Below are 15311 nucleotides of genomic sequence, written 5' to 3' on the forward strand. Positions count from 1 at the left end.
TTTATGAACAATCAAATCATCGATTTTAAAATCTGCTCGATATCATCTTCAGTCGTATCCGGATTGATAAAACAAAAACGCGAAACGGTTTCAAAAGATGCTCCCGTTTTCCATTTTGTTGGTGTTACAAGCGCAAACCCTTTTTCATGATTCTCGTAGGTCCAATGGGTATAATCATCCGGCTCCCAACCTACACGTCGGTATAATACACAAGACAAACTCGGTTCCCGAACCAATTCCACATGATCCATTTTAGTGATCATTTCACCTGCAATTTGCGCTAATTCAATCCCACGCTCTACCGCTTGTTTGTATCGATCTGTTCCGTGCATGGCTAAAGAAAACCAAAATGGCAAACCACGAACCCGACGTGTTAACTGAATTTGATAATCTGTTGGATTGAACCCATGAGCACCTTCATCTTTAAAAATATCTAAATAAGAACCCTCTTGAGAGTGCGCATTCTTTGCCAACTCAGGATTTTTATATATCACCGCACCACAATCATAGGGAGAAAACATCCATTTATGAGGATCGATAGTAATGCTGTCTGCTTTTTCAATCCCGTTGAATAAATGCCTTACAGAATCTGCCACTAAAGCGCCGCCACCATAAGCTGCATCTACATGAAACCATAAATGCTCTCTTTCACAAAGCGATCCAATACCGTACAGATCGTCAATAATACCTGCGTTTGTAGTTCCTCCTGTAGCAACCACTGCGAAAAGGCGCTTGCGTTCTTCACTTGTTAAATTATAAATAACTTCTTGTAAAGCTTCCGCAGTCATCACATCTTCGGTATCTACTAATAAAATTTCTACATCGGCAACTTTAGCCATGGCCTTTATGGATGAATGCGCTCCAATAGAAGTAATTACCAATCCTTTTTTATTTTCATTAACAACATCTAAACTGCGCCAATACTCGCGGGCTGCTACGATCGCCGACAGGTTTGCTGCTGTTCCTCCACTGGTAAATACGCCAAAAGCACCTTCAGGTAATCCTGTGAGCGATACCATCCAGCGCATCGCTTCATTTTCGCAAAAAATACCGCCGGCACCTTCCATCCAATAGGCGCCATGAATACTGGAAGCCGAAGTTACCAGATCGAACATGATCGCTGCCCTGGTAGGTGATGCGGGCACAAAGGCTAAATGTCTGGGATGATCGATCGGGACATTGGATTTGGTTAAATACTCCTTCCAAAGGTTAAAAGCTTTCTCGCCTCCGATCCCTTCCTTGGTGATGGTCTCTCCAACAAGCGCCTTAAGTTCTTCTGCTTTTTTAGGTTTATTAATTGTAGTCTGGGTATTAGAAATTCTATCGATGACATATTTCATGACATCCATAGTCATTTCTACCAAATCCATGTCTATTTTGTGCATAATTTATAGCGTTAGGATTAAAAATTCTCCACAAAATGGATCTAAGCATTCTAACAAGCTTGGAATTAAAGTATCTCCATATTCCAGATAAAATTCTGAAAAATTAGTGTTTCGTTCTTGCAATCCACGTTGTGGAAATAATTCATTTTGCAGCCTGGTTAATCGTTCTACATGATCCGAAAGTTTCCGCTTTTGTGCTCGCAACAATCGTTTTTCAAGTTTTTCAAGACCATTGATTTGCTTTACCTCCTGAGCCTTAACAGCACCAATAAAGGATTTATCGGTTTGCTCTGCCAGGGTATACAAATCTTTGAACTGCTGTTTTAAATAGTCTTTTTGAGGTGTAAAGTCGATGTCGATCTCTGAAAGTTCTTCAACCTTTTTATTAATTAATACATCCTGATCTTGAAATAAAGCTTCAGTGGTAACACCAAGTTTTTCAAGTTTTTCTTTTTGCTTTTTAGTTTGAATTAAAACCGAGTTTCTTAAAAGTAAGATCGGATAAGGAACCTGAACATGTTCAAAAAAACCTTTTAACTGAAACCAATATGCTAATTCTCCGCCACCACCGATATAACATAAATTAGGGAGTATAACTTCCTGGTATAACGGCCGCATGATCACATTTGGTGAAAAGCGTTCGGGATGTTGTTCCAATTCCTTTAAAACCTCAGCTTCAGACCAAATAATATCAGTATTCAACACCTTATAAACCTCATTTTCAAAAACGATTCGCTCCCGTAGATTGGCATTCAAATAAAATAAGTTGATCGCACGGGGATTTACTTGCAAACCATAATGTTTCTCCAGTTCGGCATTGGTTTCAGTCACTTTTTTATGGGAACATTGCTCCAAAAGTTCCATTCTAACATAGGGTGAAAAGAGCTGTTTCAGGTCTCTATCATTCGCATCGATAATAACCAAACCCGCTTCTTTAAACAAAGCATTTGCCAAATATCTGGTGGCATCAGCTAAATTATCATGTTTCAAATAGCTCGCTTCAAACAATTTCTTGAGGTCCTGAGCTACAAAACTATCACCGAATGCCTCTGAAATTACGTTGAAAACAGAATCTAAACCTGAAGTATCAAGTTCTCCAACAGCGCCGTTTGTCTCTTTAGACCAACGCATTTTCCCTCCTTTGAAATTGAAATAATTGATCTCATCAAAATCATGATCTTCCGTAGCCATCCAATACATGGGTACAAAGTGGTAATCGGGATAGTGTTCTTTTAACGTTTTGGTTAGATTTATAGTTGAAATGATCTTGTAAAGAAAATATAACGGACCGGTAAATAGATTAAGCTGGTGACCTGTAGTGATCGTAAAAGTGTTGGAATTTTTTAACGCAGCTATATTGGTTTTTGTTTTTTCCGACATTTCAGAATTTGCATATTGCTCCTTCAATACCTCGGCAAGTACGGAACGATGCGATTCCGGAAAGACCTTTTTAGTTTCTTCTATCTGTACTTTAAAAGAATTTAACTTTGGAAAACGATTATAGAAAGGTTCAATTTTAGGATCTTCCGCCAGATAATCTGTAATTAATGAAGTGAAATAGCCTGTTTTTTTAAATGGTATGTATTCTGTTTGCATAGCGTGTTAAAAAATCACGTAAAGATACGTCTATTTAAATTTTTTAAATCTAAAAATAACGTTAAGAGTAAAAAGCCTGAAACCTCAGTTATAATTACATATCAAAACGATTGAAATTAACATAAAATTTGACATTATTTCTTAAGAATTTCGTATTTTAATTACTTAAAATTAAACCTTTTGTAACAAACAATATGAAAAAGAAAACAATCTTAAAATTTACCCCAATTGTCGTCTTACTTTTTTTTACCTTTTTTAGGATCACCGCTCAAGAAACACAAGCCTTTAAAGAAGTAAAGGGTGTGGTTATAGACCGTAATACCAAAGACCCATTAATGCTTACAGATCTTGCTGTAAAGGAGTCTAATATTACAACGATTACAAATTCAGATGGCGAATTTTTATTAAAGATTCCCAGCTCGCAACTTAATGGAACATTGATCATATCCAGATTGGGATACATTAAACAGGAAATTCCCATATCCGATCTAACGGATGAGATAACTATAGCTTTAAGTCCGGCCGTAACACAACTCAAAGAAATTGAGATCGCTTCATTTAAAAATGCTAAAAGTTTGTTTGATGCGGTTATGGATAAGCGCGGAAAACTATATAACGTTGATAACACTTTAATGACCGCCTTTTACCGCGAAACTATTAGAAAACGTCGTCGCGATGCCTCTTTATCAGAGGCCGTCCTTTTAATTCATAGACGACCAAATGTAGGTTTCAGACGTGATGGCATTGAACTTGTAAAAGCCAGAAAAAGCACAGATTACTCCAGATTAGATACCCTAGCTCTTAAATTGCAAGGCGGGCCATTTAGCAATTTATATACGGATATTGTTCGTTATCCTGAATATATTTTTGATTATGATGATATATCGAGTTATGATTTTTCCTTTGGAAAATCTACGCAAATCAATGACACACCGGTTTACGTTATAAATTTTAAACAAAAACGTGAAGTTGTTCGACCTTTATATTATGGCAAATTATATATCGATGCTTCTTCGCTGGCTTTGATCAAGGCAGACTACCGTTTAAATGTGGAAAATAAAGAGTTAACCAGCAGGATGTATGTTCGTAAAAAACCCCGGCGTGTAGATGTTTATCCAACGGAAGCCCACTATACCGTAACTTACAGAAACAAAGGTGGTTCATGGCAGTTTGCATACAGCAATATCGACCTTACCTTTAAGGTAAATTGGAAAGGCCGTTTGTTCAATAGTGTGTACAATTTGAAAAGTGAAATGGCTATTACTGACTGGAAATTAAGTGAAAATGCTACTGCAAAAAACGACGAGAATATTTTAAGACCTTCAACCGTGCTTGTTGATAAGGCTTCAGGATTCTCAGATCCAAGATTCTGGGGAGAATATAATATTATTGAACCCGAAAAGTCCATAGAATCAGCAATAAAGAAAATTCAAAGACAATTGGAACGGTCTTGATGTAACGAATTAAATAAATCCATTAAGCAACCTTATTCTTCCTCATCGAATAAGGTTGCTTGTGATTTATCTTCTTTTGAATTTGACTTATTATTCGTATTTGAAGAATCTTCCTCTTTGGAAGTGGATAGATCTTCTTCATCTACAACTTCCAAATCATCTGCATGCACCTCCTCCGGCGCTTCGTATGGCAAAGGATCCAGTAAATTAATTTGATTCACCTTGTCCTTGGTTAATTGATTACCTAAGGCAGTAATTCCTTTAACAGCAATAAAATCTTCCAGGTCAACCTCAAGATTGTCTTTACGATCTTTTCCGCGCTCTTTGGCAAAAACAACTTCAGCTACCGGTCGCCAGTCCGTGGAAACCACTTCCAGTTGTGAATTTGGATGTTCTGAAATAAACAACTCCTCTTTGCCTTCATTCTCTATTAAAAAGCGCTTCACATAGTACAATTCTTTTTCACCATTGTAATAAATCGCAGAAATAGGCTTTTTAGGAATCCATTTTTCCATCACGATCATATCGCTGTCAAAATGTGTGGTTAGTTCAGGAATAATGGTTTTTGCTACACCATTTTGTTTGATGATCAGAATACGATCTTCCCCACGGAATTCACCGACCAATTCTCCTCTGCCATCAACATTTAAACGTTCAACGGTATCGTCGAACCAGATCTTTCGGGGTTTCAAGGTGGAAACACCTTTTTCTTTAAGTTCGATACGCTTTATGGTATATTTTGTTACCAAATTACCTTTCGAAGTGCGTCCTTTTATAATGATATCAGCAAAATCAATATCCCATTTCAATTTTTTAATACTTCCAGCCTGACGCAGATGTACAGTAACAACCTCGGCCTCACCATTCGGATTGGCAGAGAAATATAAGACTTTTGAGTTCTTTGACCCGTTTGTAAGGTCGTATTCACGATCGCGGGTCATACTGGTAACAGCAAAGCGTTTGATGTATGAAGGTCCACCTTTACCATCGCGATAGATCATATTGTAAATGGTACGCTTGTCTTTTTTCTTGAAAACGGCAACGTGAATGATATCTTTACCAATGAAGGTTTTGGCATCCACTTTTGTAACCATCATTTTACCTTCTGCCGTAAATACAATGATATCATCGATATCACTACAATCGCAAACATATTCGTCGCGACGAAGGGATGTTCCTATAAAACCTTCTTCACGGTTTACATATAATTTTGTATTTCGAATAACTACTTTGGTCGCATCCACATCATCAAAGATCTTGATCTCCGTTTTACGCTCGCGACCTTCACCATAATCTTTCTTAAGGCGTTTGAAATAAGCCACTGCATAATCAATAAGATGTTCCAAATGATGCTTGATCTCAGCGATCTGAGCTTCTAAAGCTTCAATTTTTTGTTGTGCTTTGTCTATATCGAATTTTGAAATACGCTTGATTCGAATTTCAGTCAGGCGAACAATATCTTCCTCCGTTACGGCACGCTTCAAATGTTTTATGTGCGGTTTTAAACCTTCATCGATCGCTTTTATAACACCTTCCCAGGTTTCTTCTTCTTCAATATCACGATACACCCGGTTTTCAATAAAGATACGCTCAAGAGAGGCGAAATGCCATTGTTCTTCAAGTTCGCCTAATTTGATTTCGAGGTCTTGTTTTAGTAAGTCTACTGTATTATCCGTAGAACGACGTAACATTTCTGTAACCCCAATAAATAAGGGTTTATTATCTTCAATAACACAACCTAAAGGCGAAATGGAGGTTTCACAACTTGTAAAGGCATAAAGAGCGTCGATAGTTTTATCAGGCGATAAACCTGAAGGTAAATGTACCAGAATTTCCACCTCAGCTGCCGTGTTGTCCTCAATTTTCTTGATCTTGATCTTGCCTTTATCATTGGCTTTTAAAATAGAATCTATTAATGTAGAGGTCGTTGTTCCGTAGGGTACTTCAGTAATAACTAAAGTATTTTTATCTAACTGCGAAATTTTGGCACGAACACGAATACGTCCGCCGCGCATACCATCATTATAATTTGAAAAGTCGGCTTCACCTCCGGTAGGGAAATCCGGAACTAATGTAAAGCGTTTGCCTTGTAAGTGTTTTACTGAAGCATCGATCAATTCGATAAAGTTATGAGGCAATATCTTGGTCGATAACCCTACAGCAATACCTTCGCCGCCTTGTGCTAACAAAAGTGGAAACATCACCGGAAGGTTCACGGGTTCCTTTCGTCGGCCGTCATAACTAGCCTGCCATTCCGTTATTTTAGGATTAAAGACAACATCCAGGGCAAATTTGGATAAACGCGCTTCGATGTAACGTGAAGCAGCTGCACCATCACCGGTAAGTATATTTCCCCAGTTTCCTTGAGTATCAATTAGTAAGTCTTTCTGACCAATTTGTACCATAGCATCAGCAATACTGGCATCACCATGGGGATGGTATTGCATGGTATGGCCTACAATATTGGCTACTTTGTTATAGCGACCATCATCGAGATCCTTCATCGAATGCATAATCCTGCGTTGCACCGGCTTAAACCCGTCTTCAATGGCAGGAACTGCACGCTCCAGAATCACGTATGAGGCATAGTCCAAGAACCAATCTTTATACATGCCGGTAACCCGGGTTATGGTTTCTTGTGACTCTTCTTCAGGTTGGTTATTTAATTCGTCGTTGGTTTCGTCAATCATGGATTAGGACACTTTCTCGTCTTCAATTAAATCTAACTCTACTTTCAAATTGTCTATGATGAATTCCTGGCGTGAAGGCGTATTTTTCCCCATATAGAACTCGAGTAACTCATCGATCGACATGTTATCATCGAGCATCACGGGATCCAATCGCATATCATCACCAATAAAGTGTTTGAATTCATCCGGTGAGATCTCACCCAGCCCTTTAAATCGGGTGATCTCCGGTTTTGGTTTTAATTTTTCTATTGCCGCTTTACGTTCTTCGTCAGAATAACAATAAATGGTTTCTTTTTTATTTCGAACACGGAATAGCGGGGTTTGTAAAATATACAAATGGCCTTCTTTAATTACTTCAGGGAAAAATTGTAAAAAGAAAGTGATCAATAACAGGCGAATATGCATACCATCTACATCGGCATCCGTAGCAATTACCACATTGTTGTATCGCAGATCTTCAAGAGATTCTTCAATATTCAATGCCGCTTGCAAGAGGTTGAACTCCTCGTTCTCATAAACGATCTTCTTAGTGAGTCCGTAACAGTTCAAAGGTTTTCCTTTCAAACTAAAAACGGCCTGCGTATTCACGTCTCGAGATTTAGTAATACTTCCCGAAGCCGAATCTCCCTCAGTAATGAACAAGGTGGTTTCCAGATTTCGTTCACTTTTGGTATCACCAAAATGAATGCGGCAATCGCGTAATTTTTTATTGTGAAGACTGGCTTTTTTAGCACGGTCTTTCGCCAATTTTCGAATACCGGAAAGTTCTTTTCTTTCGCGTTCCGCCTGAAGAATTTTACGTTGTATCTTTTCTGCAGTTTCAGGGTTCTTGTGTAAATAATTATCCAGATGAGTTTTAAGGAAATCATTCACGTAGGTACGAACCGTAGGGTAATCACCACCCATATCTGTAGAGCCCAATTTCGTTTTGGTCTGACTCTCAAAAACCGGCTCCATAACCTTGATAGAAATAGCACTAACCACAGATTTTCGAACGTCCGAAGCATCGTAATTCTTTCCGTAAAATTCGCGAATGGTTTTTACCAACGCCTCACGAAACGCATTCAAATGTGTTCCGCCTTGAGTGGTATTCTGACCGTTTACAAAAGAATGATATTCTTCACTATATTGTGTTTTACTATGGGTTAAGGCCACTTCAATATCGTCACCACGCAAGTGAATAATTGGATATAAAAGATCGGAATCATTAATATTTTCACTTAAAAGATCCTTTAACCCATTCTCGCTGTAATATTTCTCACCGTTAAAAACTATGGTCAGTCCTGGATTCAGGTATACATAGTTCTTCAACATTTTAACTACATATTCACTTCTGTATTTGTAGTTCTTAAAAATGGTTTCGTCCGGAATGAACGATACTTTGGTACCTTTTCTACGTGAGGTGTCATCCAATAATTCTTTATCCTTCAGATTACCTTGTTCAAATTCGGCAGAAGCCGATTTCCCATCACGCGTAGATTCAACTCTAAAATAATACGACAAGGCATTTACGGCCTTGGTACCAACACCATTCAATCCCACAGATTTCTTAAAGGCCTTAGAATCGTACTTTCCTCCGGTATTCATTTTGGAAACTACATCTACCACTTTTCCGAGAGGAATACCACGACCGTAATCACGAACGATCACTTTATTGCCTTGAATGGATACCTCAATGGTTTTTCCGGCCCCCATCACATATTCGTCGATGGAGTTATCCAGCACTTCCTTTAAAAGAATGTATATACCGTCATCCGGAGACGAACCATCACCAAGTTTCCCGATATACATTCCGGGACGCATGCGGATATGCTCCTTCCAGTCCAGTGAACGTATATTCTCTTCGGTATATTTCGTTTCTGTAGTCATATTAAAAATGCAGGGGTTTTAAGGTAGGTCGCTAATATAACACAACACCATAAAAAATAAAACAACCGCTTCACAAAGTAATTAACAATAAATCGGCAAAATTGTTGAGAACATTGATAATCAGGCCGTCATTACGAATTTATTTTTGTCATTCAGAGCACTAGCGAAGAATCTCACCGTCAATGCGAGTAAAACGATTTGTCATTCCCGCGAAGGCGGGAATCTATAAATTATCATAACACTTTTATATTTTTTTTCGGGCGTTCCCCTGCGGGTCGGGCTATCCGCTACAAGTCCGCGCTCGTCCCTCGCTGTGGGCTTTCCGCTACTATCCCTAACGCGGGTGTATTGCTTCCTTGAACATTTCGTTAAAAATTAAGACAAATCTTCAAGTAAGCCAAAAACCTTGAGCAATCAGTCATTCCTGCAATGGTGGGAATCTTTAACCTAAAAAAAAGACAATCAGTCCTGTGGATTCCTGCCTGCGCAGGAATGACGATAGTGATATGAACACGTTAGTGTGAACCTCGCAATGTCTAACCTGTCATTCAGAGCGTCAGCGAAGAATCTGAAGCAAAGAAAGGAGATTCTTCAGTCGTTGCCTACTTCTGAATGACAAAAAGCATGGTCATTTAAAACCAGAACAAAAATCAGAGCGTCATTGCGAGCAAAGCGGAGCAATCTTTCAAATTGGAGTATTCATTATGAGATTACTTCGTCGTTCCTCCTCGTAATGACGTTAAACATTAAACAAGAAATGCATCACATCGCCATCCTTAACAATGTAGTTCTTCCCTTCAACACGCATTTTACCGGCCTCCTTCACTTTAACTTCAGAGCCATAATGCACATAATCGTCGTAAGCAATAACCTCAGCACGTATAAAGCCTTTTTCAAAATCCGTATGGATCACACCGGCAGCTTGTGGCGCAGTTGCACCAACGTCAACCGTCCAGGCACGAACTTCCTTGACACCGGCAGTAAAATAGGTTTGCTGATTTAATAATTTATAAGCACCACGGATCAATTTTGCAGAACCGGGTTCGTCTAAACCAATATCTTCCAAAAATAACTTCCGTTCTTCGTAATCATCCAACTCATTAATGTCAGCTTCTGTTCCAACAGCCAAAACCAAAACTTCAGCATTTTCATCCGTTACGGCAGCCTTTACCTTTTCTACATAGGCATTCCCTGAAACTGCAGAGCCTTCATCTACATTACAAACGTACATCACCGGCTTATCGGTAATAAACTGAGATGGTTTTACAAAATCGTTATAATCATCGGCTTCAAATTCAATAGCACGAACAGAGATCCCGGACTCTAAGCCTTGTTTTATCTTTAAAAGTACCGCTTCCTCTTTTTGCGCATCTTTATTTCCTGTTTTAGCAGCGCGCTTCACTTTGTCCAGTTTTTTCTCTACCGTTTCCAGATCCTTCAACTGCAATTCCATGTCTATGGTTTCCTTATCTCGTATCGGATTCACCGAACCATCAACATGCACAATATTATCGTTATCAAAACAACGCAGTACATGCAGAATCGCATCAGTTTCACGAATATTTGCTAAAAACTGATTCCCCAGGCCTTCACCTTTGCTCGCCCCTTTTACCAGACCGGCGATATCTACAATTTCCACGGTGGCAGGAACCACACGCTCCGGTTTAACCAAAGACTCCAATTTTTCCAAACGCTGATCCGGAACATTTACCACACCAATATTGGGTTCAATAGTACAAAATGGAAAATTGGCACTTTGCGCCTTGGCATTCGATAAACAATTGAACAAGGTTGATTTCCCTACATTTGGCAATCCTACAATTCCTGCTTTCATCAGTTTAATTTTTATTTTTTTTGAGGTGCAAATGTAGCAATAAAAAAGGATTATCAGGTGCAAAAACAGTTCTCGAATCGCTATCTTTAAAAACAAAATTTTCTGTAACAATCCACGGTCTTATTCGTTGTACTGAAAAAACATCATTTATGAAATATTTATACGGTCTTGCTTTCCTTTTTATGGGAATTTTTTCAAGCCAAAGCCAAAATATCACCACACAACTTATCGACAAAGGAACTGGAAAGCCCATCCCCTATGCCACGATTAAAACAGGGACCTACAGTGGCGTTATTTCAAATGAAGACGGTTATTTCACCCTTAATCTAAACGATAATCAAATCTCTGAGATCAGCATATCTTGTTTAGGATATCAAACCTTAACCTTGACCAAAGCCGACTTTAGAACCTCCAAAGGCATCATAAAACTTGAGGAGAATATCAATCAACTCGATGAAGTTTACGTAACGAACAAATATCCAGGTGTAGAAAGCATTATCGCTAAAGTAAAGGCCAATATATCCTCAAATTACAGTAACGAACTCCATAAATACAACGTTTTTCATAGGAACAGTGAATCGGTAGACTTTAAAAATTTAGACTTCGAAATTGAGAAAGCCAGTCATATTAGTAAAAAGAATATCGCTGCCGCCAACGCCGATTTTAACAATTTTTCAAATAAGATCCGCGAAAGCGATATGGTCTATTTTACCGATTTCAAAGGAGAATTTTACAATTTCAATAAGGACAGCAGTAAATTATCCGTATCCAAAGCCACGAAACTCATCGATTATAAAAACGATTTTTCCATAGATGAAATTCAGGAAAAGGCACAAAATATCATGCTCACCTATTTGGATACCACAAAAACATATAAACTTAAAACAGGCATTTTTAAGATTGAAGACTCTCTTTCTTTGAAAAGTGACGATCTTAAGGAAGACAACCCGAATGAATTGTCCGTAAAGCAATTAAACAATAGCACACAAGATTTATTAAAACGTGGTCTGTTCTATAATGAGTCCTTTTTAAGTGCAATACTCAATCCGGAAGATTATGAGTATCATTTAGATGATGTAAGCACTATTAATAACCAGCTTTCTTATGTGATCAGTTTTGAACCGAACAGACATCGTGCAAAATTTGAAGGTAAGATGGTTGTGAATGCTGATGATTACGCTATGACACGGTTGCAATACACGTATTTCAAAAACAGACACGGCAGTAAATTAAATTTGAAATTTTTATTGGGCGTGAAATACGAGGAAGACCTTAACGACGGTCTGATCCTTTTTGAGAAAAATGCCAATAACACATACTTTCCAAAATATGTGCAGCGCAAAACAGGGAGCTATTTTTATGTGAATCGCAGTTTGAAGTTTATTGAGAACAGTTCCGAAAGAAATAAAATTGGATTTGAATTTAAGATCGAAGGACATAATACCAGCAAAGACGAACTTTTAATTATTGCCGATTCTAAATTGAATTTAGATGAATTCAAAGCTTTAAAACCAGAGGATAAGATAAAAGTTGACGTCCTTAGCAAATATGATAAAACGCTTTGGGAGAATGAAGTAAGTATCGAACCTTCCAAAGAGATGAAAGCTTTTGAAGCGAAAAACTAAAAGCAAAAAAAATCCCGCAAGTAGCGGGATTTAAATATCAGAAGTTTAAAATTTTATCCATCAGGATGCATGAAACGCTGTTTCGCCAAAAGTTCATCTTCCGTTTCTACATGGTCCTCATCAGGCACACAACAATCTACAGGACAAACAGCAGCACATTGCGGCTCTTCATGAAACCCTTTACATTCGGTACATTTATCCGGTACAATGTAATATACTTCATCACTAATAGGCTCTTGTGCCTCATCAGCATTAACCTCACGACCATTGGTTAGCACCACATTGCCCTCCAGACTAGTTCCATCTTTATAGCGCCAGTCATCGGCTCCTTCATAAATTGCAGTATTCGGACACTCAGGTTCACAAGCACCACAATTAATACATTCATCTGTTATAATAATTGCCATAGCGTAATTTTTCCTTTTTAATTATTTAATTTTGCACCTGCCTGCCGATAGGCAGGATCGCAAAAATAAAACCATTAGCATTGATAACCAAATAAGAATGGCATTACCTGAAAGAATTAACGCTTTTATAAAATTAGGAGATTTTTTAAGGCAATTTTCTAATGATATCGTTGAAAAAAATACGAATGTTGAATACAACGAGGTGTTCTTCGATGGGTTTAAGCATCAGATAAAATTAGCCGAAGAAGCTAATGGTTGGTTTACCGGGGCAAACATAAAATTCGCATTGAAAAGCTGGGCCGACTCGCTAACATCCAGTAATTTAGAAAAATGGCTCAGTCCTTACGATATTAAAAATAACGATTCAAAGCGTGTCGCTATAATCATGGCGGGAAATATTCCCCTGGTTGGTTTTCACGATTTTTTGTCTGTTTTGATCACAGGTCATGAGGTTTTGGTGAAACAATCTTCAAATGATAAACATCTCCTGCCCTATTTAGCCAAATATCTTGAATACGTAGCACCTGAATTTAAGGGAAGAATCAAATTCACTGAGGATAAATTAGAAGGTTTTGATGCTGTTATAGCAACAGGAAGTGATAATACAGCGCGCTACTTTGAATATTACTTTAAGGCTCATCCTTCGATAATAAGAAAAAATCGAAATTCAGTAGCTGTTCTTTCCGGTAACGAAACCCAGGAAGAATTAATAGCACTTTCTGAAGATATTTTCAGATATTTTGGCTTAGGTTGTCGTAATGTTTCTAAAATCTTTGTGCCTGAGGGTTACAATTTTGATGCATTTTTTGAAGGATTTTACCATTGGCACCCCATTATTGACATAGCAAAATATGCTAATAATTACGACTACAATAAGGCGGTATATTTAATGAGTGAGTTTGACATGCTGGAAAATGGGTTTTTCATGATCAAAGAAGACGAAAGTTATGCTTCACCGATTGCAACTCTTTTCTACGAACACTATAAAGATAGGGATGCACTTAAAGCTAGCTTAGAAGAAAACAAGGATAAAATTCAATGCATTGTTTCAAAAGGATTTGTTCCTCAAGAAATTCCGTTTGGTGCCACTCAAAAACCAAATCTTTGGGATTATGCGGATAGTGTCGATTCTGTTGAATTTTTGTTATCAATTTGATTAAAAAATTATTGATTTTTTAACGACTATTCCCCAATTAATTTGGAACTTTGCATCTGAATTTTTACTAAATTATCTGAAGTTTTCATCAGGATAATCAGGTAAAAAATAACGGATTACTAATTAAAAATACCCATAAAAACCTTTCTCACCAAAGAAAGAAAAGGGAAACAAAAAAAATGAAAAAACACAACTTTAGTGCAGGACCATGTATTTTACCCCAAAGTGTATTGTTGAAAGCTTCTGAAGCGGTAATGGACTTAGACAACAGTGGTTTGTCTTTAATTGAAATTTCCCACAGAAGTAAAGCCTTTGTTGATATTATGGAAAACGCCAGAGCCCTGGTTTTAGAACTTCTTGGTTTAGAAGGCAAGGGTTATAAAGCATTGTTTTTACAAGGAGGCGCCAGTACGCAATTTTTGATGGTAGCACTGAATCTTTTAGAAAAAAGAGCCGGTTATCTAAATACTGGAACATGGGCAGATAAAGCTATTAAAGAAGCCCAAATTTATGATGACATTTACGAAGTAGCATCATCAAAAGGTGCTAACTACAATTATATTCCTAAGGGTTACACCATTCCGGAGGATTACGATTATTTTCACTGTACTTCAAACAATACCATTTTTGGAACACAGATGAAGTCCTTTCCGGATTCTCCGATCCCAATGGTCTGTGATATGAGTTCGGATATTTTTTCAAGAACATTAGATTTCACAAAATTTGATCTTATCTACGCCGGAGCTCAAAAAAATATGGGACCGGCAGGAACAACTTTAGTGGTGGTTAAAGAAGATATTCTTGGAAAAGTATCTCGAAAAATTCCATCTATGATGGATTATAAGTTACACATCAGTAAAGGAAGTATGTACAATACACCTCCTGTTTTTGCGGTTTACACCTCCATGTTAACTTTAGAATGGCTTAAAGAAAAAGGTGGTATTGCGGCTATTGAAAAGGAAAATGAGAAAAAAGCCCAATTAATGTATTCTGAGATCGATCTGAATCCTTTATTTAAAGGGTTTGCAGCTAAAGAAGACCGTTCTACCATGAATGCGACGTTCACCCTTGAGAATGAAAATCTTAAAGAAACCTTTGAGACCATGCTTAAAGAAGCCGGTATTAATGGGTTAAACGGTCATCGTAGTGTTGGTGGCTACCGCGCTTCAATGTACAACGCTTTACCTCTGGACAGCGTCAAAGTTGTGGTTGAAGTAATGAGCGAACTTGAGCGTAAAGGCTAAAAACCAAAACAAAACAAATTAACTGATTTATTAATCATAAAATTTAAGATT

At 37.8% G+C, this 15311-nt stretch carries 10 protein-coding genes; 4 read left to right on the top strand and 6 right to left on the bottom strand.

Annotated features, from left to right (window positions below; translation table 11 throughout):
- Positions 1 to 11: 11 nt before the first annotated feature.
- Together ABD682_RS14080 and bshC are read right to left on the bottom strand one after the other, a co-directional pair.
- On the bottom strand, positions 12 to 1385 hold the full coding sequence (locus ABD682_RS14080; RefSeq protein WP_344742217.1) for a pyridoxal phosphate-dependent decarboxylase family protein: 1374 nt from the start codon (positions 1383 to 1385) through the stop codon (positions 12 to 14).
- Between the two features lie 3 nt (positions 1386 to 1388).
- A complete protein-coding gene (gene bshC / locus ABD682_RS14085) occupies positions 1389 to 2981 on the bottom strand; it encodes a bacillithiol biosynthesis cysteine-adding enzyme BshC (RefSeq protein WP_344742218.1) in 1593 nt (530 codons plus the stop codon).
- A 194-nt stretch (positions 2982 to 3175) separates the two neighbouring features.
- Here bshC and ABD682_RS14090 point away from each other — a divergent pair, with 194 nt between their 5' ends.
- Positions 3176 to 4435 (top strand): carboxypeptidase-like regulatory domain-containing protein, encoded by a 1260-nt coding sequence (locus ABD682_RS14090; RefSeq protein ID WP_344742219.1) that lies wholly within the window; start codon positions 3176 to 3178, stop codon positions 4433 to 4435.
- A gap of 32 nt (positions 4436 to 4467) precedes the next feature.
- On the opposite strand, the gene ABD682_RS14095 is transcribed toward ABD682_RS14090, so the two are convergent.
- The 3 genes from ABD682_RS14095 to ychF form a co-directional block, all read right to left on the bottom strand.
- The gene (locus ABD682_RS14095; protein ID WP_344742220.1) at positions 4468 to 7125 is read right to left on the bottom strand and encodes a DNA gyrase/topoisomerase IV subunit A; all 2658 of its coding nucleotides are present in this window, start codon (positions 7123 to 7125) and stop codon (positions 4468 to 4470) included.
- 3 nt (positions 7126 to 7128) lie between these two features.
- A complete protein-coding gene (locus tag ABD682_RS14100; RefSeq protein ID WP_344742221.1) occupies positions 7129 to 8994 on the bottom strand; it encodes a DNA topoisomerase IV subunit B in 1866 nt (621 codons plus the stop codon).
- A 739-nt stretch (positions 8995 to 9733) separates the two neighbouring features.
- Entirely contained in the window at positions 9734 to 10828 is a 1095-nt protein-coding gene (ychF, locus tag ABD682_RS14105) for a redox-regulated ATPase YchF (RefSeq protein ID WP_344742223.1), read from the bottom strand.
- A gap of 149 nt (positions 10829 to 10977) precedes the next feature.
- Between ychF and ABD682_RS14110 the strand changes: the two genes are divergently transcribed.
- Positions 10978 to 12453 (top strand): carboxypeptidase-like regulatory domain-containing protein, encoded by a 1476-nt coding sequence (locus ABD682_RS14110; RefSeq protein ID WP_344742224.1) that lies wholly within the window; start codon positions 10978 to 10980, stop codon positions 12451 to 12453.
- Between the two features lie 53 nt (positions 12454 to 12506).
- Here the strand turns inward: ABD682_RS14110 and ABD682_RS14115 are convergent, their stop codons facing one another.
- Positions 12507 to 12860, bottom strand: coding sequence for a 4Fe-4S dicluster domain-containing protein (locus tag ABD682_RS14115; RefSeq protein WP_344742226.1), 354 nt, complete (start codon positions 12858 to 12860; stop codon positions 12507 to 12509).
- A 97-nt stretch (positions 12861 to 12957) separates the two neighbouring features.
- On the opposite strand from ABD682_RS14115, the gene ABD682_RS14120 reads away from it, so the two are divergent.
- On the top strand, positions 12958 to 14016 hold the full coding sequence (locus tag ABD682_RS14120; protein WP_344742227.1) for an acyl-CoA reductase: 1059 nt from the start codon (positions 12958 to 12960) through the stop codon (positions 14014 to 14016).
- A 179-nt stretch (positions 14017 to 14195) separates the two neighbouring features.
- Positions 14196 to 15260 (top strand): 3-phosphoserine/phosphohydroxythreonine transaminase, encoded by a 1065-nt coding sequence (gene serC, locus ABD682_RS14125; RefSeq protein WP_344742228.1) that lies wholly within the window; start codon positions 14196 to 14198, stop codon positions 15258 to 15260.
- Positions 15261 to 15311: the final 51 nt, after the last annotated feature.

This window comes from Gaetbulibacter aestuarii, assembly GCF_039537665.1.
In the GTDB taxonomy this organism is placed as follows: domain Bacteria; phylum Bacteroidota; class Bacteroidia; order Flavobacteriales; family Flavobacteriaceae; genus Gaetbulibacter_A; species Gaetbulibacter_A aestuarii.

Bases quoted from the DNA above. Each gene is read 5' to 3' on its own strand.
- ABD682_RS14120 (WP_344742227.1), top strand. From the start codon at position 12,958: ATGGCATTACCTGAAAGAATTAACGCTTTTATAAAATTAGGAGATTTT.
- bshC (WP_344742218.1), bottom strand. From the start codon at position 2,981: ATGCAAACAGAATACATACCATTTAAAAAAACAGGCTATTTCACTTCA.
- ABD682_RS14090 (WP_344742219.1), top strand. From the start codon at position 3,176: ATGAAAAAGAAAACAATCTTAAAATTTACCCCAATTGTCGTCTTACTT.
- ABD682_RS14080 (WP_344742217.1), bottom strand. From the start codon at position 1,385: ATGCACAAAATAGACATGGATTTGGTAGAAATGACTATGGATGTCATG.
- ABD682_RS14095 (WP_344742220.1), bottom strand. From the start codon at position 7,125: ATGATTGACGAAACCAACGACGAATTAAATAACCAACCTGAAGAAGAG.
- ABD682_RS14115 (WP_344742226.1), bottom strand. From the start codon at position 12,860: ATGGCAATTATTATAACAGATGAATGTATTAATTGTGGTGCTTGTGAA.
- serC (WP_344742228.1), top strand. From the start codon at position 14,196: ATGAAAAAACACAACTTTAGTGCAGGACCATGTATTTTACCCCAAAGT.
- ABD682_RS14110 (WP_344742224.1), top strand. From the start codon at position 10,978: ATGAAATATTTATACGGTCTTGCTTTCCTTTTTATGGGAATTTTTTCA.
- ychF (WP_344742223.1), bottom strand. From the start codon at position 10,828: ATGAAAGCAGGAATTGTAGGATTGCCAAATGTAGGGAAATCAACCTTG.
- ABD682_RS14100 (WP_344742221.1), bottom strand. From the start codon at position 8,994: ATGACTACAGAAACGAAATATACCGAAGAGAATATACGTTCACTGGAC.